This window comes from Metabacillus niabensis (genome assembly GCF_020524345.1).
In the GTDB taxonomy this organism is placed as follows: domain Bacteria; phylum Bacillota; class Bacilli; order Bacillales; family Bacillaceae; genus Metabacillus; species Metabacillus niabensis_B.
Genome location: NZ_JAIVLH010000009.1, coordinates 22,489 through 45,642, shown reverse-complemented (window position 1 = coordinate 45,642; position 23,154 = coordinate 22,489). Strand labels below are relative to the sequence as shown.

Here is a 23,154-nt window from a genome sequence, read left to right as displayed (position 1 = left end):
TTAACCCTTCTTTCGTAAACATGCTATATAAAATCCATCTGTCCCAAAGTAATGCGGAAGCAATTGTACCTCACCATGATGAACATAAGGATGAAGTTTTTCCGGAAAATTGTTTATAGCTGATTCATCCCGTTCAAAATTTGGGTGTTCATTTAAAAATGCTTCAACAACACCTCGATTTTCTTCTTCATCCACAGTACATGTACTATAAACTAACACACCATTTGATTTTAATAAAGGTGCAACAGATGCTAAAATATTCTTTTGTAGTTCTACCAGCTTAAGAACATCTTGTTGAGACTTTGTATATTTAATATCAGGTTTTCTACGTATCACACCAAAACCAGAACAGGGTGCATCTACTAGTATCCGATCAAAGCTCTCTTTTGTAAATCGATCTCCCGCTACCCTGCTATCCATTGTTTCAGCTTGAATATTTTTCAGGTCTAAACGATCAGCTTGCTGCTTTATCAGCTTTACTTTATGCTCATGAAGGTCTAGAGAATGAACAATGCCCGTACCATTCATTAATTCCGCTATATGAGTAGATTTTCCGCCTGGTGCCGCACAAGAATCTAGAATAGTCTCATTTTCTTTAGGGTTAAGAGCTCGTGCAACTAACATCGAACTTTCATCTTGAATTGTTATTAGTCCTTCAGAAAACGCTTCGGAAAGTGCAAGGTTTCCCTTCATTCCTTTTATAGCATCTACTGCTAAATCACCTTGCTCTACGGTTATATCTTTGCTTTGTAATTCGCTAATTATTTCATGAACTGATTTTTTTATTTGATTTACGCGTGCTGTTTGTGATGGTGCCAGCAAATTTGACTCACACATCTTTTCCGCTTCATCATAACCGAATTGTTTTATCCACTTTTGAACCAGCCATTTTGGGTGACTCGTTTTAATTGATAGTCTTTCAACAGGTTTTTTAATTATGTTAATATCAGGAATACCTTCCCGCTGAACAGACCTTAACACTCCATTCACAAAGGAAGAAATTCCTTTGTGGCCTCTTTTTTTAGCAATTTCTACTGCTTCAAAGAAAATGGCACGCTCCGGAACTCGATCTAAATACACCATTTGATAGATTGAAATTCGCAGCAATACTCTTACCCATGGCTCAATTTTTTTTGCCTTCTTTAAAAAACCCTCTAAATAAAAATCAAGTGTATCTCTTCTTTGTAAAGTACCATACACTATCTCTGTTAAAAGAGAAATGTCTTTTGGATTTACTTGATGCTTTTTTATCATTGAATTTAATAACAAGTTGCTGTAGGCTTGGTTCTTTTCTATTTGTAATAATATTTCTACTGCAACATCACGTACAGTCATTTTTTTTTTGTTATTCATTGCCTAATCTTTCACCCTCATTCATGGTTGTACCTCGCAAGAATTCTTCTCCTGTCATCTTCTTTTTACCAGAAGGTTGAAGCTCGGTTATTTTGATCGCTGTTTTATTCCCTGTTGAGACAACGATCCCATCATCTTCTATCAACAGAATTGTCCCTGGGTTTGCATCTTCATTACTCTTTACCTTTTCTCCCCACCAAATTTTCATTAGTTGATCTTGATAGGTTGTAAACGATACTGGCCAAGGGTTTAATCCTCTAATTTGGTTGTAGATTTCTTCACCTGTCTTAGACCAATCAATCCGTTCTTGTTCCCTCTTTATATTGGATGCAAAAGTAGCTTTTGTATCATCCTGTTTCTGTGGTGTTATATTCCCCTTTAATAAAGGAGGCAGTGTTTCTAATAATAATTTCACACCTGCTGTACTTAACTTGTCATGTAATAAGCCAACAGTATCTCTTTCATCTATTTCAACTTCAATTTGAGTAAGAATATCCCCTGCATCAAGCTTTTCTGCCATATACATGATGGTTATACCTGTTTTAGTCTTCCCTTGAAGGATTGAATAATGAATAGGGGCACCCCCCCTTAATTCGGGTAAAAGTGAAGCATGAACATTGATACATCCATACTTTGGAGCTTCCAGAAGCTCTTTCGGTAAAATTTGTCCAAATGCAGCAGTAATAATTAGATCAGGTTCTAAAGCTAAAACATCCTGAACTTCATGACGAATTTTTTCAGGCTGAAGCACTTTTAAATTGTGCTTCTCTGCTTCAATCTTAACAGGAGGCGGAGTTAAGAGCTTTTTTCTTCCTTTTGGACGATCGGGTTGTGTTACAACACCAACAATGTTAAAGCCTTCTTCAATGAGGCTTTTTAAAATAGGAACTGAAAAATCAGGGGTTCCCATAAAAACGATCTTAGTCATATATGTCATCCTTCCGTGCTTTCTAATTCATCTTCCGTTATGTACCTTTCCACCTTTGATGTAAAAAGAATACCTTCTAAATGGTCTATTTCATGCTGTATCGCCCTGGCTAGAAAACCTTCAGCTTCTATTATTCTCATTTTCCCTTTTTTATTATAGGTTCTTACCTTTATGTAATCAGACCTGCTCACGTCACCATATAACCCTGGAAAGCTTAAACAGCCTTCCGGACCGGTTTGAATACCGCGCTGCTCTATAATAACAGGGTTTATTAATTCAATCGTTCCGTGATGATCATCAATATCAACAATCGCGATTTGCTTGGAAAGCCCTATTTGCGGTGCAGCTAATCCAACACCATCATTCTCAATCATCGTATCATACATATCTGCCAAAAGCTTTGAAAGCTTCCTATCAAAAATTTGAACCTTTTCACAAGGCATCTCTAAAACTTGTGCTGGATACATTACTATAGGTTTTACTGCCAAAAAAATACCTCCAAACAAAATAATTTCAATATTTAAGATAACTACATCATAGTATTAGGACTTAAATCAATCGTAATCATTAAATCATTTGAACTCATTTCCTGCTGAAAATGGTCGATAATTTTCCTTAACGTTTCATGTAAGTTTTTTTCCCGTTTGTATTTTACCATGCATTGATAGCGATATCTATCGTTGATACGAGGGATAGGAGATGCAACAGGTCCGAGAATTTTTGATTCATTTGATACATTTCTTCTTAAAAACTGAACAATCTTGTCAGTCACTGACACCACTTTTGTTATTTCAGGATGGGAAACTGTCACTAGGGCAAGGAAGTAGTATGGTGGGTATGCATGTGATTTTCTTAAAAACATTTCATGCTCATAAAAGGCATCATAATCATATTTACTTGCTAATTGAATACTATAGTTTTCAGGAGTATAGGTTTGAATGATGACTTCTCCAGGTAATTCATGTCTCCCTGCTCTTCCACTGACCTGTGTTAGGAGTTGGAATGTTTTTTCAGTTGCTCGAAAATCGGGCAAATGCAACATAGTATCTGCCGTTAGGACACCAACTAATGTAACATCCGGAAAATCCAGACCTTTTGCAATCATTTGAGTTCCAAGTAAGATATCAGCTTCTTTATTTCCGAATTTTGACAACAACTTTTCATGTGCACCTTTTCGACCAGTCGTATCAACATCCATTCTAATTATTCGAGCCTCTGGCATTACTTTTACTAATTCCTCTTCCACACGTTGAGTACCTGTGCCGAAGAAACGGATATGTTCACTTTGGCATTCGGGACATACATTTGGCATATGTTCCTCATGTCCGCAGTAATGACATTTTAGCTGCTGACCGAAACGGTGATATGTCAATGAAATATCACAATGAGGACATTGTATAACAAAACCGCAGTCACGGCACATGACAAATGATGAGTATCCGCGTTTATTTAAGAATAAGACCGATTGTTCATTTTTTTCTAACCGATCTGTTAGCTTTTCAATTAATGCTGTTGAAAACATCGATCTGTTTCCATTTCTAAGCTCTTCTCTCATATCGATAATTTCAACCGACGGCATTGATCTTTTGTTTACACGTTCTTTTAATGTTAACAGCTTGTAAACATCCTTTTGCGCTCGTGCAAACGTTTCTAATGTAGGTGTCGCACTGCCCAGTACTACAGGGCAGTGATGAAATTCAGCCCTATATATAGCCACATCCCGAGCATGATAACGTGGATTTTCTTCTTGTTTATAACTAGATTCATGCTCTTCATCAATGATAATCATCCCCAAGTTCTCAAATGGAGCAAATATAGCAGATCTTGCTCCAACAACTAATTGCACTTCTTTTCGTTGTATCTTTCTCCATTCATCATATTTTTCCCCTGTTGACAGTCCGCTGTGAAGTACAGCGACCTTAGAACCAAACCTACCCTTAAAGCGATTGACCATCTGTGGCGTAAGTGAAATTTCAGGTACTAAAACGATTGCTTCTTTACCATTATTTAAAACTGCTTCAATCGATTGAAGATATACCTCTGTCTTCCCACTTCCTGTTACACCATACATAAGAAACACATGGTGATCATCATTTTCTACTGCCGAAAGGATGGGTGCTATTGCCTGCTGCTGTTCATTATTTAATGGCAAAGCTTTTGTTTTCTCAAAAAGACGATCTTGATAGGGATCCCGATACACTTCTTTATATTCTTCTACTAATATACCTTTGGAGATCAATGTCTTTAGTGTCGAATCTGATACATTTGTTACAGCTAATAAATCTGCAACAGGAATGATACGAATGTCATTTTCCTTGAAATACGTCATTACTGTTAGTTGTTTCTTCGCATTCGTATTAACTGCTTTGATTTTTTCAGCCAATTGATCAATCGAACAGTTAAGTTTTACCATTCTAATCTTCTTTTCTTTCCCTTTTTGCTTTACCTTATAAATCAGTTCGAGATAACCGTTTTTAATATCCTTTTGAATGACCCGAAGAGGAACTGCCTGTTCAATTTCTTTCATATCAACTTGATTTTTTTTGTTAAAAAAGGGTTGAAGTTGTTCCGATAAATATTCAATAGAATGATCTGATGTAAGAGATACAATTTTTTCATATTTTGCCTTCATTGCTGCAGGAAGCATTGCCTGAAAAGCTGAAATTTTAAAGCATAGAGTTTTTTCAGTTAACCAATGTCCCACCTTTAATAATTCCGGAGTAAGGCAAGGTGTTAAATCTAAGCATTCAGAGATTGCTTTTAGACGGTCAAATTCAGAAGAATTCTTTGTCTCCACAACAAAGCCCTGTACTTTTCTTGGACCAAAAGGAACGATAACTCTCATACCTGGTGTTAAAAAGTCTTGCCATTCTTCAGGAATTTTATAGTCAAAGGACCTGTCAGTTTGCATAGCCGGAACATCTACAATGACACTTGCATATTTCATTCCTTAACACCCTTTACTAAACTTTGAACCTTCTCAAGAAGCTTTCTTGCAACTTCTCTTTTTGTCAAAAGTGGCAGTTCAGTTTTAGTTAGATTCCGATCATAAATTGTTACGATATTTGTATCTGTACCAAACCCTGCTCCTTCAGTCGTTATATTATTTGCTACAATCAGGTCTAGGTTTTTGCTTTGCAATTTCTTTTTCGCGTATTGCTCAAGGTCATTTGTTTCTGCTGCAAATCCTACTAAAATTTGTTGTCTTTTTTGCCTTCCCAGCTCTTTTAAAATATCTGTTGTTTTCTCCATCTCAATCACTAAATGGTCCTGACTCTTTTTCATCTTTTGTTCAAAGGTATGAATAGGACGATAATCGGCGACCGCTGCAGACTTTATCACTACATCAGTATTAGGATAGTAGTTCATCACCTGCTGATACATCTCATCTGCTGATTCAACTCTAATTACATCAACATAATTAGGGAAGTCAACAGATGTTGGACCTGTAATCAATGTAACATTTGCTCCTAATTTCGCCGCTTCTTCAGCAATGGCATAGCCCATTTTTCCTGATGAATGATTTGTAAAATACCGAACAGGGTCTACCTTTTCTCTCGTAGGTCCAGCTGTAATTAGCACTTTTACGTTTTTTAATGGTTCACCATGTTCTTGCTTCTCAAAGTAGTTTGATACAAGAGTTAAAATTTTTTCTGGCTCCTCTAATCGTCCTTTTCCTATATAGCCACAAGCTAAAAACCCTTCACTTGGTTCAATAAATTCATACCCATAGTTATATAATGTTTGGATATTTTTTTGCACAGCAGGGTTGTCATACATATGGACATTCATAGCAGGTGCGATCCATACTTTTGCAGTAGTAGCTAACAAAGTTGTTGTTAACATATTATCTGCAATTCCATTTGCTAATTTTCCAATAACATTGGCTGTAGCAGGCGCTACTAATACAAGATCTGCCCAATCGGCAAGATCAATATGTGCAATGACTTTAGAGTTTTTTTCATCAAAGGTGTCAAAAAAGACATCGTTTCGAGATAATGCTTGAAAGGTTAATGGTGAAACGAATTCCATAGCTGAATGACTCATGATCACTTTCATCTCTGCACCAGCCTGTACAAGTTTACTTGTTAATGCTGCTGCTTTATAAACAGCAATTCCTCCGCTCACACATAATAATATCTTCCTACCTGATATCATTTTTCCCACCAACTTTCATGTATCCTTTTTGTATGATTGAAACGAAAAGAAAAAGGATGACACAATAGGGTCAGCTCCCGCACAATAAAGCAATATATAGCTCTTCACTACAGGTAAAGTCTATATATTGTCTTAGTGGGATCTGACCCTAAGCTCTCCGTCATCCTCTACTACCGCTCATTATTTTTCAGTACGTTTATAATTAAGAAGTCCGGCGTTGATCTCTTCCAGTGCTTTCCCTACATACTTGAAAGAAACAGGTTTCTGAATTTGCTGATCACTTAGCTCCTGCATTTCTCGGGCGCGTTTTGCCGCTACTGTTACAAGTGTATATTTAGAATCTAATTTATTCATAAGTACATCAATAGAAGGGTATAACATTTTATTCAACCTCCAGAATTTTTTTGTATCTCGGTGCAACACGCTCACGGCGGCAATGTTCTGCCAGCACAATCGCTTTTATACGATCACATGCTAGTAAAACATCATCGTTTTCTACAACATAATCATAGGCATCCATCATAATAATTTCTTCTTTTGCCACTCTCATTCGGTTATTAATTAAGTCTTCGGATTCTGTTCCTCTAGTTACGATTCGGTTTTTCAGTTCATTTAAACTAGGTGGACTTAAAAAGATAAACAATCCTTCAGGAAATGCATTTCTTACTTGGAGAGCACCTTGAACTTCTATTTCAAGAAATACATCTTTACCTTCACTTAATGTTTTTTCAACGTAGTCAACAGGTGTACCATAATAATTCCCTACATACTCTGCCCATTCCAACAATTTATTTTGTTCAATCAAGGCTTCAAATTCTTCTCTCGATTTAAAAAAATAATCCACACCGTCAACTTCACCTTCACGTGGTTTTCTGGTTGTCATTGAAATAGAATATTCAAATGCCGTATCTTCTTGTGAAAATAGCTCTTTTCTAACCGTTCCTTTTCCTACACCTGAAGGTCCTGATAGGACGATTAATAATCCTCTTTCTTTTATCAATGCTTCTGTTCCCTACCCTTCATCTGATAGCTCATCTTTATTTGAAAGCCTTTGAGCAACTGTTTCTGGCTGAACAGCGGATAGGATGATATGATCGCTGTCCATTATTACAACTGCTCTTGTACGACGGCCATATGTAGCGTCGATTAACATACCTCTATCTCTTGCGTCTTGAATGATTCTCTTAATTGGAGCTGATTCAGGACTAACAATAGATATAATACGGTTTGCAGAAACAATGTTCCCGAAACCGATATTGATTAATTTAATGCTCATTCAAATGCTCCCCCTAATTAGGACAAAACTATTTTTGCCTTATAAGCCCTTTTATAATCAATGGTTGTTTGTGCTTATTCAATATTTTGAACTTGTTCTTTCAATTTTTCAATAATACTTTTTAATTCAACAACATTTTTTGCAATTTGGCTATCATTAGCTTTAGAACCGATCGTATTTGCCTCCCGATTCAACTCCTGAACAAGAAAGTCCAACTTACGTCCAATAGGTTCACTAAAAGTTAATGAATCTTTGAATTGTTGAATATGACTATGTATTCTTGTAATTTCCTCCATTATGTCAGCTTTATCAGCAAAAAGTGCCACTTCTGTAAGAATTCGATTTTCATCTAATTTCCCTGATATAAATTCTGCAACACGATTACTAATTCGTTCTTGGTAATTGCCGACAACAATTGGAGCAAACTTCTCTAACTGACCGTTAATCTGACTAAGCATAGTCAACCTTTTCTTTAAGTCAGCAGCTAAATTCTCACCTTCAACTTTTCTCATTAATGATAATTCCTTTACAGCAGAGTTTACTAACTCCAGTATTCCATTTTCCAAAGCATTACTAGAAACTGACTCCTTTTGTACATCGATAGCACCATCTAAAGCAAGTATATGCTGTAATGAAAGTTGTTCATCAATTGAAAAACGACTTTTTATTTGTTGAAGAGAGGAAACATATTGATCTATTAAATCCCAATCAACATGAATGGATTTTGTTGTTAGAACTTCCCCTTCAACATTTATGTAGACTTCAATACGACCTCGGCTTATGGAATTTGATATGAGCTTTCTTATTTTATCTTCCATATTCATAAGCTGTTTAGGCATTTTTAACTGAATATCCAAAAACCGATGATTTACAGATTTCATTTCTACTGTAAATAGACAGGATTGAATATGCCTACTGGCACGGCCAAATCCAGTCATACTTCGTATCATTATGTATCACTCTCTTTCTAAGAAAAGCGGAAACGCTTGTTGGATAACTTTGTTATACTTTAAGGTAGTTTTACCTATTATTAAAGGATTAAAGTATGAGAAAAACGAAGGCTTTAACCATTAAGACTTTGGCGAAAAGACAAATTTTTCTTATATACAAAATAGCATGATATATTGTCAACAAGCAAAGGGGATGACTTTTTGGGTCACCCCCTTTAGGATTATAACATAGTCTTTGTGCTTTTTCTTGTTAAAAGTGATCCTGCAAGTAAAAAAGTTGGAATAGCTGATAGTCCTAGAATTAACAACCAATCTCTCGCTAATATAGGCAGAGTGTGGAAAATCGGTTGTAACGGCGGATAATAGATAACCACAAGCATGAGTAAAATTGAAGAAATAACAGCACCAATTAAGTACATATTGCCAAATGGATTTCGTTCAAAAATAGATTTTTCACTTCGACAGTCAAATACGTGAATTAATTGTGCCATAACTAATGTAGAAAAGGCAATAGTTTGCGCATAGGCAAGATCATCTGGGTTACGATAATAGACAATCATAAAGGCTGCCAATGTTACGATACCAATTAGGAATCCACGTGATACAACTTTCCATCCCAGCCCTCTCGCGAAAACTCCTTCTTTAGGGTGTCGCGGTTTTCGATTCATTAAATCCCCTTCAGGTTTATCCAATCCTAGCGCCATAGCAGGAAGTCCGTCAGTGACTAAATTAACCCAAAGAATTTGAATTGGAACCAATGGCAAGGGTAGTGCTAATAACATAGCAAAGAGCATGACCAATATTTCTCCAACATTTGATGCAAGGAGATAGCGGATGAACTTACGTATGTTTTCGTAAATATTTCTACCTTCTTTTATTGCTGATTTTATTGTGGCAAAATTATCATCAACCAATATTAATGAGGAAGCTTCTTTTGCCACATCAGTACCGGTAACTCCCATAGAAATTCCGATATCTGCAGCCTTTATCGCAGGTGCATCATTTACACCATCACCGGTCATCGCTACAATATGACCTCTGCTTTGTAGTGCTTTAACAATTTTCAGCTTATGTTCAGGTGAAACACGAGCAAACACATAAACATCATCAACAATCTCCTCCAGCTCTTCGACAGAAAGGTCTGACAAATCCTTCCCTTCCATCACTTTCCCATTTTGAGGGAGGATATTAAGTTGTTGTGCGATTGCCTTCGCTGTAATGATATGATCTCCAGTAATCATTACCGTTTTAATTCCTGCATCACGACATTCTTTCACAGCTTGTTTTACCTCAGGACGCGGTGGATCAATCATACCTTGTAAGCCAATAAATACGAGGTCTCTTTCCGCTTCAAAGCTTGTATTAATTTTCTCATTGGATTTTATAGGTTTAAACGCCACAGCAATTGTTCGTAACGCTTGGGAGGCTAGTGATTCAATAGCTTGCTTAACTTTAGTATCGTATTTACTATTAAAATTCTCTTGCCGTTCGTTCCATAAGATATATTTTGAAACACCTGCTAAAACATCTGGAGCACCTTTCGTTACGACAAATTGATTACCCGATTTATCTCGTACAATAACACTCATCATTTTTCGCGATGAATCAAAAGGGAATTCATCTATGACTTCAAAATTTTTCAGTAACGTTTCTTTTCTTAACCCTGCTTTCATTGCAGCGACTAATAGAGCTCCTTCTGTCGGATCACCATCCAGTTGATATTGTCCATCATTTTCTTTTAACGTTGCGGTATTACATAATGAGCCAAAGGTTAAAATTTGCTGTAGTGTTCTTGTCTTTGTTGCATCAACCGGTTCACCATCCCTTAAAAATTCTCCATGTGGATGGTATCCTGTCCCGGTAATATTCCACACTTGATCACCTGACCATACATGTGTTACCGTCATTTTATTCTGTGTCATTGTCCCGGTTTTATCTGAACAAATAACAGAAGCACAGCCTAATGTTTCTACTGCAGGAAGTTTGCGTACGATCGAATTTTGTTTGATCATCCGCTGAACACCAAGAGATAATGCTACCGTTACAATAGCTGGAAGCCCTTCTGGAATAGCAGCAACGGCTAATGACACACCAGCTAAAAACATATTATAAAGATCATGTCCTTGCAGAACCCCAATACTTACAACCAGTAATGTCAAAAATAAAGCGACAACAATTAATATCTTCCCTAATTGTTCTAACCGCCTTTGGAGAGGAGTTTCCATTGTTTCAGCATTCTGAAGAAGATCAGCAATTTGTCCCATTGCCGTACTCATTCCTGTTCCAATCACGACCCCAATACCAGAACCTCTTGTTACAAGCGTTCCCATGAAAACCATGTTTGTTAAATCACCGAGGCCAACATTTTCACCTGCTATCGGCTGCGTTGATTTTTGGACAGGTAAGGATTCTCCCGTTAGGGCCGATTCTTCCACCTCTAAACTCTTTGTGTCAATTAATCTCATATCTGCGCCAATTCGATCACCACTCGTAAACTTAACAATGTCACCAGGTACTAATTCCTTTGAAAGAATTTTTTCCCACTTACCATCCCGTAACACAGTTACTTGTGGAGCAGATAGCTCTTTTAAGGCTTCTAAAGAACGTTCAGCACGTCTCTCCTGAAAAAAGCCTAAAACACCATTTACAATCACTATTGCAATGATTGCAATGGCATCAATGTATTCTCCTAAAAGTCCTGAAATTAATGTTGCTGCAAGTAGTACAAGAACCATAAAATCTTTAAATTGATTTAGAAATATAATAATAGCTGAAGGTCGGTCAGCTTCTTTCAATTCATTAAGCCCAAATTTCTGTGTTCTTTTTTGTACCTCCTTATTCGTTAATCCTACATCACGATCTGAATGAATGGTATCCATTACTTCATCTGATCTCATTTCATGCCACTTCATGAATCACCTACACACCCCTTTAAGACGAATTTTTCACTTTCAAGGACTCTTTTTCATTGATTGACCTTGTAGTTGCCAAGCCTATAAGACAACTTATTCAGCCTCGTCCTAAAACATGCTATAATCATGTAGAAAAGTTATGAAGCAGTAGCTATTCAAGCCTGAAAGGTAAAAAATAACGTTCATGACCTTTTATCTCAACATAATGTCTTTATTAGAAGGAGTTATTGCCATGTCATATGATGGTCTATTTACATATACGATTACAGAAGAGTTAAGAAATGTACTCTTAAATGGAAAAATCACAAAAATCCATCAACCCTATAAATATGATTTGATCTTTCAAATCAGATCAGGAGGAAAAAATCACAAGCTATTTCTCTCTGCTCACCCTAGTTACGCTAGGCTCCATTTAACAAATGAAAGTTATGAAAATCCTAGTGAGCCTCCTATGTTTTGTATGCTGCTTAGAAAGCACTTAGAGGGTGGTGTTATTGAGCATATTGAACAACCCGGACTGGAAAGAATCATCATTTTTGATGTAAGAAGTCGAAATGAACTCGGTGATGTGAGCATTAAGCGATTAATGATTGAAATCATGGGAAGACATAGTAACATTATTTTGGTCGATAGAGAAAGAGATATGATAGTAGACAGTATAAAGCATCTATCGCCTGCAGTTAACCGACATAGAACTGTATTACCAGGTCATCCATACGTATTACCGCCGGAACAAGGGAAAACAAACCCATTTGAAGCTAACGAAGAGCTTGTTCTAAAGAAATTAGATTTTAATGCAGGGAAAATAGATCAGCAGATTGTTCAGCAGTTTTCAGGAATTTCTCCTTTATTTGCTAAAGAAGTAACTCATCGTGCCGGTCTTGTTAATCGTAAAACAGTTCCGGAAGCTTTTTTAACACTTATTGATGAGATCAAGGAAAATAGAATCACTCCGGGCATCTATGAACAAAATCAAAAAGAACTATTTTATATGATCAACCTTACACATTTAACAAACATGAAAAACAAGACGTTTTCAACGCTATCTGAACTCTTAGATCGCTATTATTACGGAAAAGCAGAAAGAGATCGTGTAAAACAGCAAGGAAATGACTTAGAACGCTTTATGGTAAATGAAAAGAAAAAAAATGAAAAGAAAATTAAAAAGTTAGCTGCAACATTAGACCAAGCTGAAAAAGCAAATGAATTTCAATTATATGGTGAGTTACTTACAGCCAATATATATGCGATTAAAAAGGGAGATAAAGTAGCTGAAGTCATTAATTATTATGACGAAGAAAACCAATCGATTCAGATTCCGCTTGACCCGCAAAAAACGCCTTCAGAAAATGCTCAAAGATACTTCTCGAAGTATCAAAAAGCAAAAAATTCAGTCGAAGTTGTGCATGAACAAATTCAGTTAGCACTAGCGGAAATTAATTATTTCGAAGGGTTGATTCAACAAATTGAATCAGCTTCCCCAAAAGATATAGAGGAAATTCGAGAAGAATTAATGGAAGGTGGTTATTTAAAACAAAGACAGTCACGTCATACTAAAAAGAAAAAAAACCTTAAGCCAATATTAGAGCATTATCTTTCATCTGATGGGACAGAAATGATCGTAGGGAAAAATAACAAACAAAATGAATACCTGACAAATAAACTTGCTGCACGTGATGATGTATGGCTTCACACAAAGGATATTCCGGGTTCTCATGTTGTGATTCGAAGTAGCAACCCATCAGAACAAACGATAATTGAGGCAGCAAATATTGCAGCATATTTTAGTAAGGCCAAAAGTTCCAGTTCAGTTCCTGTTGATTTTACGGCAATAAGACATGTTAAAAAACCTAGTGGATCAAAGCCTGGTTTTGTTATTTATGATCATCAGCAAACAGTCTATGTCACTCCGAATGAAGATCTTGTCTTTCACTTACGTAAAAGTTGATTTTAAAAAACACCGTCATTCTTAGGCGGTGTTTTTGTATTTATTTAATTTTCTTTTTACACCTTCGTTTGGTAAGATGATATTTAGATGCTTTCAATTATTTCCATTATTTTATTTTACTAATGCCTACACAAAGTAAAAGGAGTGATATTTGATTTGAATAAAAATATTGCGTATGTATATATCCTTTCTGGTGCGGCATTATGGGGTATGATTGGCTTATTTGTAACGTTTCTTTATGAAGCTGGCTTTTCTCCGACGCAAGTTGTTTCGATTCGTGCAATATCTGCCTCTATTTTTCTTTTATTCTTTGTTTTTTGGAAAAAGAGAGAAGCCATTAAAATAAAACTTTCTGACAGCAAATATTTTGTAGGAACAGGTGTAATTAGTATCGTTTTTTTTAATTGGTGCATGTTTGAGGCAATAAAAGAAACTTCAATTTCAGTATCAAGTGTACTCCTGTATACCGCTCCAGCGTTTGTTATGATTTTCTCTAGATTTTTCTTTAAAGAACTATTTACAATCAGAAAAATTTTAGCGCTCATTATTACCTTTATTGGTTGTATTCTTGTTATTGGACTTTTCCAAAACACAAATGAGTCAGTAACTATTTATGGTCTTTTAGTAGGATTAGGATCAGGTTTCTTTTATGCGTTATATAGTATTTTTGGTAAATTTGCCCTTATAAAGTATTCTTCTGTAACTGTGACAACCTATACATTTGTTTTTGCTGCTATTGCCATAACTCCGTTTAGTGGACTTTGGCATGTTGGAACTATCTTTACGAATCTAGAAGTTTGGCTTTCAATTATTGGACTTGGCCTTTTCTCGACACTGTTAGCGTTTTTGCTCTATACCAAAGGGTTAGAGAGTGTTGAATCAGGTCGAGCCTCAATCCTGGCAACAGTAGAACCAGTAGTCGCTACTTTAATTGGATTCCTCGTCTTTCAAGAAAAGTTAAGCGTAGGGCAATATATTGGTATTATTGCTGTTATTATGGCTGTATTCATTGTTCAAGAAAAGAAAACAAATCATACTGACATCAAGCTGCAAACTTTAAAAAATGATATTTAATAAAAAACGAGGAATATGAATCTGTGATATTCATCTCCTCGTTATTTTTGTTGCTTATTTAGCTGTCTTTGATCATATAACCGATCGAGTTCGTTAATATATTCTTCGTCAAATTGACTTGATAGATGTTCACAAATTTCTTTTGCCCGCTTTGGACTAGCTCCATTTGTTGAAACTGAAATGGAAAGTCTCCCCTTTTTCACTGACTTAGGTACTATAAAATTCCCTTTCGTCATATCACTTGCTACATTTACCAACTGGTGATTATTCACATTCTCAGCCACCCACTCGTTTACGGCAGGGTCATTTGTAGCAGCAACAATAATAAATGCTTGCTGTAAATCTGAAAGTTCGACCTTTTTTTGCTTCCATAAAATTTGCTTTTTTTGACTTAAATCTTCTATATCATTAATAATTTCAGGGCTAATAACAGTTATATTTGCTCCTTCATCTAAAAATAATAGAAGACGTCGATAAGCAATTTTCCCTCCACCAATAACTAAAACTTGACGATTGTTTACATCAATGTGAAGAGGCAGCATTCTACTTCTCCCCTTTAAAGGTATATGATCCATCACGGTTGTCAATTGCTTCTAGAACACGCTTTGTAAAAAGATCCAGAAGAATTGGGTGTGGTCCAAGATAGGAACAAACTTCGATATGACGATCGTCCCAATCAAATGCTTTTATTGTTTGATCGATCTCTTTTTTTAATAAACCAGTAAAAATTAAATACGGAATAATAAAGATTGATTGCTCTTTTGACTGATGAATATCCTCGATCATTTTCTTAAAACGTGGTTCTGCGGCTGTTAAAAAACAAGTGTATACTTTTTTTATTTCTGATCTTTCTTGTAAATAAGAAGATATTTTGTTCAAGTCCCGGACAACATCTTTATCACTACTTCCTCTACCTACAAGAACAGCAATGGAAGAGTTCGTTAAGGGGGATTTTTCATTTACCTTGTCCAATAGCATATCAGCAAGGAGCGGATCTACTCCTATCGGTTTACCGTACGTCACATGTACATTCGGAAATGCTGCTGATACATGGGCAATTTCTTCAGGAATATCACTTTTAGCATGTGCAGCTGTTAATAATAATAGCGGAATAACTGCAATAGTTGTTGCACCCTGCTCGACACATGTTTTAAAGCCATTTTCAATCGATGGTTCAGCTAATTCCAGAAAACATACCTCTTGAATTGGTGCATGAATTCTAGGTTTGACCTTTTCAATAAATTCAACTGCCTCCCTACGAGCTTTAGGAACTCGGCTTCCATGACAAACATATAAAACAGCTTGCTTCATAGCATTAGAGCCTCACTTTGTTCATATTCTGAGATCATATTCTCATACCAACTGAGATGTTTTCTTAGCGAAACCACTTCACCTACAATAATCATACTTGGATTCGTAACTTTTTGTTGGATAACTTGATCATAAATATCCTCAAGAGTTCCTGTTACTGTTTTTTGAGAATTTGTTGTTCCCCAATGAATAACTGCAACAGGTGTATGTCTATTTCTTCCATGTTTAATAAGCTGTTCTTGAATATATGGCAAATTACCAACACCCATATAAATAGCAATTGTATCGATTCCCTTTGCTAATGATTCCCATTTAATATCTTCATCATTACCTTGTTTTTTATGCCCCGTAACAAAAGCAACACTTGCACTTAAATCCCGATGAGTAACTGGAATGCCTGCATAAGCAGCTGCTGCAACACCCGAAGTAATTCCCGGTATGATTTCATATGGAATACGGTGTTTTTTTAACGCTTCAGCTTCTTCTCCTCCACGTCCAAAAATAAATGGATCTCCACCTTTAAGTCTTGTCACGATCTTACCCATTTTTGCATAATTGATTAAAAAGTGATTTATCGTTTCTTGCTTCATTGTATGATAGTTTGGTAGCTTCCCACAATATACAAGCTCACAATCTTTTTTTGCATGTTTAAGAATTTCCTTATTTACTAATCGATCATATAAAATTACATCTGATTGTTGAATGCATTTTAGAGCTTTAATCGTTAATAATTCCTCATCACCAGGTCCAGCTCCAACTAAAAATACCTTTGACATGAGAAAGCTCCCCCCATCTTTTTACTGAATAGCAAGATATTTTTTAACGTAAATGAAAGTAATAGCAATTGGCCTCAGCCAATTGCTATTATCATTAGAAAAACTTGGCTTTTCGACGTCCAATGGCGAAAAGCCTTAGTTTTTCTCATACTATCATCCTTAAATTCTTATAATTTCTGATAGTATTAACATATTAATTTTGAATTAAGTCTTTTTCTAATAGAAAATTAACAATTTGCTTTACAGATGCTTCTATATCTTGAGATTCAGTATCAACAGTTATAGCAGGATTTACCGGCTCCTCATATGGTGAATCTATACCTGTGAAATGCTTAATTTCATTATTTCTCGCTTTTTTGTATAAGCCCTTCGGATCACGTACTTCACATTCATCTAGTGAGCATTTAACATAAACTTCAAAAAATTCATTATCAGAAAGAATGTCTTTTACTTGTTGTCTGTCCTCACGGAATGGTGAAATAAATGCAGTTAGCACGATTTGGCCACTGTCTACAAAAAGCTTGGATACTTCACCGATACGGCGTATATTTTCTTTTCGATCATCATCTGTAAAACCTAAGTCTTTGTTTAGTCCATGACGGATATTATCGCCATCAAGAACATATGCCTGAATGTTTGATTCATACAAGTATCTTGCAAGTGCATTAGCTAATGTTGACTTTCCAGATCCCGAAAGACCAGTAAACCATAAAACATAGCTTTGGTATTTATTCTTTTCTCTTCTTTCTTCTTTTGTTACAGACGCATCATGCCACACAATATTATTCGCTGCCATGCTATATGTCCTCCTTTTTTAAGAATTAACCGTCTCTCTCATTCCTCTAATTAAAACTTCTACAACTTCTTTACGACTGAAAGTGCTTGGAGGCAGTTCTCCATTTCGCAGCATTTCGCGAACTTTTGTGCCTGATAGAATAACACGATCTTCTTTACCATGTGGACATGTTTTAGAAGAAGCCATACCTTCACATTTTGTGCAATAGAAGCTATGTTCAAAGAACATCGGTGTAATTCCTAGTTCATCAGCAGTAAAGTTTGAGAAGATCTTTTGTGCATCATATGTTCCATAGTAATCACCAACACCTGCATGGTCTCTGCCAACAATGAAGTGTGTGCAACCGTAGTTTTTACGGACTAGTGCATGGAAAACAGCTTCACGTGGCCCAGCATAGCGCATTGCAGCCGGGAAAACTGCAAGGTGTACACGATCTTCAGGGTAATAATTCTTTAACAATACTTGGTAGCTCTCCATACGGATATGCGCTGGAATGTCATCAGATTTTGTTTCTCCTACTAATGGATTTAAAAATAAACCATCAACTGTTTCCAGTGCAGTTTTTTGAATATATTCGTGTGCACGGTGAACAGGATTACGTGTTTGGAATCCAACAATTGTTTTCCAGTTTAATTCTTCAAATTTTGCTCGAGATTCTTTTGGATCTAAATAGAAATCAGCAAATTTCTTGTCTGGACGATTCACAAGTGTAATTTCTCCACCTACATAGACATTTCCACGTTCAAACATTTTTTTCACACCAGGGTGTGCTAAATCATCTGTACGATAAACATTTACTGCTTCCTTTTGTTTATCAGGTGTAAAAATATCCGAAATGTTAATTGTGCCATATGTAACTTGGTTTGACACAAGGCGAACTTCCTCACCGATTGAAAGTGTTACTGCTTTTTCCTCTGTTACAGGTAACGTAATTGGTATGCTCCAGACAACACCATTTTTCAATTTCATATTCTCAACAACTGATTCATAATCTTCTTGAGTTAAAAATCCTTCAATTGGACTGTATCCACCAATTGCAATAAGTTCAAGATCACTAAGTGAAATGGCATCAATTTCAATTTCGTTTTGAATATGTGATACATCTTTTCCAATAGATAATTTCTGAATTAAAGTTCCTCCATGTGGTTGTAAGCTCATTGTTCAATTCCTCCAAATTCAAATGTAATATTTTGTGCGAAAAATAAATTCATCTCCCTATCATCACAAAACCAATGAGAATAATAGGGATTAAATAATTAAATTCCCCCGCCTTCTTCATGAACGGTACGCTTTTCCTGTTTACTAGCCTTCATAAGACTATTTGCACCTATTGTAGCAAGTAATAAACTTCCTAGCACAAAGATTGTATATAAGTCACTTTCTAAAAACAATTTCACTAAAAAATAAGACATTGTTAGTGAAACAAGTGGGGAAATTAACCAAACCATCAACATATTTTTAACAACTTTTTGTTGAAGAACATTTGTACCTGATTTTGCAATTCCAATTCCCAATATAGAGGAAGTTGTAATTTGAGTTAACGGGACTGGAATTCCGAAAATGGATGCGATCGTAACTAATGTAGCCCCTGTACCTGATATTAGTACACCTTCAATTTTAGAAAAACTCGTGATTTTTTTTCCATTTGTTTCAAGGACGCGGCGTCCTAAAAATAATGCACCAAGAGCAACAAAGATTCCTCCATATAAGGTCCCTTTTGAAACTGTTAGAATACCGGCACTCACTAATGGTCCGACAGCATTTGCCACATTATTCATTCCCGCTGAGAAGGCCTCAAAAAAACCTACCAATATCAGCAAATAAGTAATCAGCTTTCCTTGAAAATTATACTTTTCATTAAGCTTAAATTTATGAAGTATCATGATAAATATATAGGCGATAACAAAAGCGATGATAGGAACAATAAACCAAAACATGACAATGTAAAGTAAATTATTCACAAATAACGCCTGATAGGCGATTCCCACACCTACAACTGCTCCTACTGTAACTTCACTTGTAGATAGCGGAATACCTAATAGATTTGATAAAAACAAGGAGAAGGTTGCTGAAAAAAGGATAATAATAACCAATTTTATCGAAATTAGTGAGGAAGGAATGATTCCCCCGCTAATTGTTTTAACAACTTCTCCACCGCCAATAACAGCCCCTAATATGACACCTATTCCGCATAAAATTAAAGCATTTCTTGGTCGCACAATTGCTCCTGATCCGTATGCAACACCCATTGAGGCCGCTGCGCCGCTGGCACCAATATTCATTGCAAAAAAGAAGCTGATTATGATGGCAATGATCTCTAACATTTATTTATCCTCCTATTGGTGGAGGCCGCATTCTGTTTTCATTTGCCCTGACCATCTTCCTGATCTTAAGTCATTTTCATCATATGCCGGCTTCGTGCAATGAAAACAACCAATACTAGGGTAACCTCTGTCATGTAACGGATTATATGTTAGATCGTTTTTATGAACGTATCTCCATACATCTTTCCATGTCCAATGAATGAGTGGGCAAATCTTTACTGAATGAAAGCGATCATCCTTATTAATATAATTTACATGTTTTCTTGTCTCAGACTGTTCACGTCTCAAACCAGATATCCAAGCTGTCGCACCGTTTAAAGTAGCAGTTAACGGTACAATTTTTCGGATATTACAGCACTGGTTAGGATTTGTTTCCCACAATTTGTCGCCAAATTGCTCAGCTTGTTCTTCCAGTGTTAATTCAGGTTTCTTTAACTCAATATTCAATGATGGATACTTTTCTTTTACTTTATCAATAAGTTCATATGTTTCCTTAAAGTGTACATCTGTATCAAGAAAAACAATTTTGGCATCAGGTTTTACCTTTGAAATTAAATCTATTAAAACGATACCTTCAATACCAAAGCTACATGCATAGACAACCTCTTCACCGTAATGGTCATAAGCCCATTTTATAACATTGAGAGCACCTTTATATGTTTCATCAACTTCAAAATCATTACTTGGTTCAGACCAGTTTTCATATGTTAACATACGATTCACCTCTTTCTTCCATACTATTAAACTCGGGTTTAAATACCCTTTATTCATACGTTAATACTCGGGATTATGTGTAAAACCTATCAACATAGTATGAATTATACACTTAATCTGTGATTTGACAATACATTTGCATGGTGAATTTGAAATTTTTTTATTTTTAGTAAAACTCCATTAAATGCTAGTTAATAAGACTTCAGTCAAATAACCTGTACCATTACAATGAATAAAAATAATCTGTCATATTAATTCAAAATTTTAGCATAATTTAAACAAATGTCAACCCGAGTTTCTTGATCGGATTAATTATTTTTATAACTCAAAAAGCGTTTTGTTACTATCAAACAAAACGCTTTTTTATTTCTTATGTGCTTTTAACCTTCAAGCCATTTTTCAGAAGCTGGATTTTCTCTCCACATCTTCAACTTATTAATATCCTGTTCTGTTACATATCCTTCTTTTGCAGCAACTTCCACAAGTGTATCGTAATCACATAATGAGTGGTTTTTTATATTTGCTTCATTAAGTTTTGATTTTCCAAGGGCAAGATCATATGTAAAGATCGATACAACCCCGAGGACCTCACAGCCGGCAGCACGAAGAGCTTCCACTGCTGTAATAGCACTACCGCCTGTTGAAATTAAATCTTCTACCACTACAACTTTTTGGTGTTCAGAAACCTTACCTTCTATTTGATTTCCTTTTCCATGTCCTTTTGCTTTACTACGTACATAACACATCGGTAAATTTAATTTATCACTTACCCATGCTGCATGTGGGATCCCCGCTGTAGCTGTACCTGCTACCACTTCTACCTCTGGGTAATAATCTTTAATCAAAGCTGAAAGTCCTTCTGCTATGTCTGTACGAATAGAAGGGAATGATAATGTGAGGCGATTATCACAGTAAATTGGTGATTTTAACCCACTGGACCATGTAAATGGATCGTTTGGTTGGAGATATACTGCCTTGATTTCTAGTAAGTGTTTTGCGATTGTTTGTTTCATTCCCCGATTTCCTCCCAAGCTTTTTTCACATTCAAATAGGCTCTATAAGGATCCTCAGCCTTTGTTATACTTCTTCCAACGACAATGGCTGTTGATCCTAGACGACGCGCCTGATCTGGTGTCGCTATTCTAGTTTGATCATCTGATGAATCATCCTTCATTCGAATACCTGGAGTAACTGTCATAAATGAAGTTCCTAAAGTTTGATTAAGAGATTCTACCTCATGTGTTGAACATACAACTCCCTCTAGCCCACTTTCTTTTGCATTTTGAGCATAATGAAGAACAACTTCATTGATATCACCTTTAATAAGAAGCTCTTCATCCACCATTGATTGAGAAGTACTTGTTAATTGGGTTACAGCGATACAAGCAGGACGCTTCTTCCCTTCAGGTGTTCCTGCTTCTAAGCCTTCAATTGCTGCCTGCATCATCTTTTTACCACCAGCTGCATGAACATTGACTAAATCAACATCAAGTTTAGCTAATCCGCGCATCGCCTGCTTGACAGTATTAGGAATATCATGGAGTTTCAAATCAAGAAAGATCTTATGACCCAATTGTTTTATATGTGAAATAATTGATGGGCCTTCTTGATAGAATAGCTCCATCCCTACTTTCACATATAGCTTTTCATCTTCAAACTTCTTTAAAAACGTTTCAACTTCTTGTCGGTCTTGAAAATCAAGAGCTATAATGAGGGGTCTTTCCATTTACCTTCCAACTCCTTCCGATACATTCTGTTACATGTTGAAAACCTAACTCACGTAATCTTGATGGCAATTGTTCGATGATTTCAGGACAAACATAAGGATTAACAAAGTTTGCCGTACCAACTGCAACAGCACTTGCACCTGCATATAAAAATTCAATTACATCGTCTACATGTTGAACGCCGCCCATCCCAATAATCGGAATGTTCACAGCCTGGCTCACTTCATAGATCATCCGAATGGCAACCGGCTTAATAGCAGGGCCAGATAATCCACCTGTTTTATTTGCAATAACAGGCTTGCCTGTTTTTAGATCAAGTCTCATTCCAATAAGTGTGTTGATCATCGTTAAGCCATCTGCACCTGCTTGCTCGATTGCTTTGGCCATTTCAACGATGTTTGATACATTCGGGGACAGTTTTACATATACGGGGACTGCTGATACGTTCTTCACAGCTTTTGTAAGATGTGCTGCAACCTCAGGAATTGTTCCAAATGCAATCCCACCCGTTTTTACATTTGGACATGAAATATTTAATTCAAGAGCATGAACATTTTGTGCATGACTGATTTTTTCAGCTACATAGACGTAGTCCTCAATTTGAGAACCTGCAACATTTGCAATGATCGGAACATCATACTGCTCAAGCCATGCTAATTCTTCAGAAATGACTTTTTCTACACCGGGATTTTGCAGACCAATTGCGTTTAACATTCCAGCTTCTGTTTCTGCTACACGTGGAGTAGGGTTACCAAAACGAGGCTCCTGTGTACTAGCTTTTATCATAATTGAGCCAAGCTGGCTTAAATCATAAAACTTGCTGTATTCTCTCCCAAAGCCAAAGCATCCGGATGCTGGCATAATAGGGTTCTTTAGTGATAATCCAGGTAAGTTAGTATCTAACATG

22 protein-coding genes are annotated in these 23,154 nt (G+C 36.2%); 2 read left to right on the top strand and 20 right to left on the bottom strand.

The features are described from left to right. The 10 genes from rsmB to LC095_RS11080 all read right to left on the bottom strand — a co-directional run bounded on the left by rsmB (position 1) and on the right by LC095_RS11080 (position 11,577). Positions 1-1,353 (bottom strand): 16S rRNA (cytosine(967)-C(5))-methyltransferase RsmB, encoded by a 1,353-nt coding sequence (gene rsmB / locus LC095_RS11125; protein ID WP_413467479.1) that lies wholly within the window; start codon positions 1,351-1,353, stop codon positions 1-3. Continuing rightward, positions 1,346-2,281, bottom strand: a complete 936-nt coding sequence (gene fmt, locus LC095_RS11120; protein ID WP_226528251.1) for a methionyl-tRNA formyltransferase — start codon at positions 2,279-2,281, stop codon at positions 1,346-1,348. The genes rsmB and fmt overlap by 8 nt, the downstream gene beginning before the upstream one ends. Positions 2,282-2,286: 5 nt before the next feature. Beyond that, entirely contained in the window at positions 2,287-2,769 is a 483-nt protein-coding gene (gene def, locus LC095_RS11115) for a peptide deformylase (protein WP_226528250.1), read from the bottom strand. A 41-nt stretch (positions 2,770-2,810) separates the two neighbouring features. After that, entirely contained in the window at positions 2,811-5,228 is a 2,418-nt protein-coding gene (priA, locus tag LC095_RS11110; RefSeq protein ID WP_226528249.1) for a primosomal protein N', read from the bottom strand. Further along, a complete protein-coding gene (gene coaBC / locus LC095_RS11105) occupies positions 5,225-6,439 on the bottom strand; it encodes a bifunctional phosphopantothenoylcysteine decarboxylase/phosphopantothenate--cysteine ligase CoaBC (RefSeq protein ID WP_226528248.1) in 1,215 nt (404 codons plus the stop codon). The genes priA and coaBC overlap by 4 nt, the downstream gene beginning before the upstream one ends. 180 nt (positions 6,440-6,619) lie before the next feature. Beyond that, complete coding sequence (rpoZ, locus tag LC095_RS11100) at positions 6,620-6,820, bottom strand: DNA-directed RNA polymerase subunit omega (protein ID WP_026559403.1); 201 nt, start codon at positions 6,818-6,820, stop codon at positions 6,620-6,622. Position 6,821: 1 nt separating this feature from the next. Beyond that, the gene (gmk, locus tag LC095_RS11095) at positions 6,822-7,436 is read right to left on the bottom strand and encodes a guanylate kinase (RefSeq protein WP_226528379.1); all 615 of its coding nucleotides are present in this window, start codon (positions 7,434-7,436) and stop codon (positions 6,822-6,824) included. 15 nt (positions 7,437-7,451) lie between these two features. Further along, entirely contained in the window at positions 7,452-7,715 is a 264-nt protein-coding gene (remA, locus tag LC095_RS11090) for an extracellular matrix/biofilm regulator RemA (RefSeq protein WP_026559405.1), read from the bottom strand. A gap of 74 nt (positions 7,716-7,789) precedes the next feature. Further along, positions 7,790-8,665 carry a YicC/YloC family endoribonuclease gene (locus tag LC095_RS11085; protein WP_226528247.1) on the bottom strand — a complete coding sequence of 292 codons (876 nt, stop codon included), beginning with the start codon at positions 8,663-8,665 and terminating at the stop codon, positions 7,790-7,792. Positions 8,666-8,886: 221 nt separating this feature from the next. After that, complete coding sequence (locus LC095_RS11080) at positions 8,887-11,577, bottom strand: calcium-translocating P-type ATPase, SERCA-type (RefSeq protein WP_226528246.1); 2,691 nt, start codon at positions 11,575-11,577, stop codon at positions 8,887-8,889. A 232-nt stretch (positions 11,578-11,809) separates the two neighbouring features. Here LC095_RS11080 and LC095_RS11075 point away from each other — a divergent pair, with 232 nt between their 5' ends. Together LC095_RS11075 and LC095_RS11070 are read left to right on the top strand one after the other, a co-directional pair. Next, entirely contained in the window at positions 11,810-13,525 is a 1,716-nt protein-coding gene (locus tag LC095_RS11075; RefSeq protein ID WP_226528378.1) for an NFACT family protein, read from the top strand. Positions 13,526-13,681: 156 nt separating this feature from the next. Next, positions 13,682-14,599, top strand: a complete 918-nt coding sequence (locus LC095_RS11070; protein WP_226528245.1) for a DMT family transporter — start codon at positions 13,682-13,684, stop codon at positions 14,597-14,599. Positions 14,600-14,640: 41 nt separating this feature from the next. Here LC095_RS11070 and LC095_RS11065 read toward each other — a convergent pair whose 3' ends face one another. The 10 genes from LC095_RS11065 to LC095_RS11020 all read right to left on the bottom strand — a co-directional run bounded on the left by LC095_RS11065 (position 14,641) and on the right by LC095_RS11020 (position 23,153). Then, the gene (locus tag LC095_RS11065; protein WP_226528244.1) at positions 14,641-15,141 is read right to left on the bottom strand and encodes an NAD(P)-dependent oxidoreductase; all 501 of its coding nucleotides are present in this window, start codon (positions 15,139-15,141) and stop codon (positions 14,641-14,643) included. 1 nt (position 15,142) lies between these two features. Beyond that, positions 15,143-15,910, bottom strand: a complete 768-nt coding sequence (locus tag LC095_RS11060; protein ID WP_226528243.1) for a sirohydrochlorin chelatase — start codon at positions 15,908-15,910, stop codon at positions 15,143-15,145. Further along, positions 15,907-16,686, bottom strand: coding sequence for a uroporphyrinogen-III C-methyltransferase (cobA, locus tag LC095_RS11055; protein ID WP_226528242.1), 780 nt, complete (start codon positions 16,684-16,686; stop codon positions 15,907-15,909). Before cobA ends, LC095_RS11060 begins: the two co-directional genes overlap by 4 nt. A 193-nt stretch (positions 16,687-16,879) precedes the next feature. Next, positions 16,880-17,482 (bottom strand): adenylyl-sulfate kinase, encoded by a 603-nt coding sequence (gene cysC, locus LC095_RS11050; RefSeq protein ID WP_226528241.1) that lies wholly within the window; start codon positions 17,480-17,482, stop codon positions 16,880-16,882. An 18-nt stretch (positions 17,483-17,500) separates the two neighbouring features. Next, complete coding sequence (sat, locus tag LC095_RS11045; RefSeq protein WP_226528240.1) at positions 17,501-18,640, bottom strand: sulfate adenylyltransferase; 1,140 nt, start codon at positions 18,638-18,640, stop codon at positions 17,501-17,503. Positions 18,641-18,738: 98 nt separating this feature from the next. Further along, positions 18,739-19,806 (bottom strand): inorganic phosphate transporter, encoded by a 1,068-nt coding sequence (locus LC095_RS11040; RefSeq protein ID WP_226528239.1) that lies wholly within the window; start codon positions 19,804-19,806, stop codon positions 18,739-18,741. A 12-nt stretch (positions 19,807-19,818) separates the two neighbouring features. Beyond that, positions 19,819-20,520, bottom strand: a complete 702-nt coding sequence (locus LC095_RS11035) for a phosphoadenylyl-sulfate reductase (protein WP_226528238.1) — start codon at positions 20,518-20,520, stop codon at positions 19,819-19,821. A 380-nt stretch (positions 20,521-20,900) separates the two neighbouring features. Further along, positions 20,901-21,533, bottom strand: coding sequence for an orotate phosphoribosyltransferase (gene pyrE / locus LC095_RS11030; RefSeq protein ID WP_226528237.1), 633 nt, complete (start codon positions 21,531-21,533; stop codon positions 20,901-20,903). Next, complete coding sequence (gene pyrF, locus LC095_RS11025; RefSeq protein WP_226528236.1) at positions 21,530-22,246, bottom strand: orotidine-5'-phosphate decarboxylase; 717 nt, start codon at positions 22,244-22,246, stop codon at positions 21,530-21,532. Before pyrF ends, pyrE begins: the two co-directional genes overlap by 4 nt. After that, positions 22,218-23,153, bottom strand: coding sequence for a dihydroorotate dehydrogenase (locus LC095_RS11020; protein ID WP_226528235.1), 936 nt, complete (start codon positions 23,151-23,153; stop codon positions 22,218-22,220). The genes pyrF and LC095_RS11020 overlap by 29 nt, the downstream gene beginning before the upstream one ends. Position 23,154: the final 1 nt, after the last annotated feature.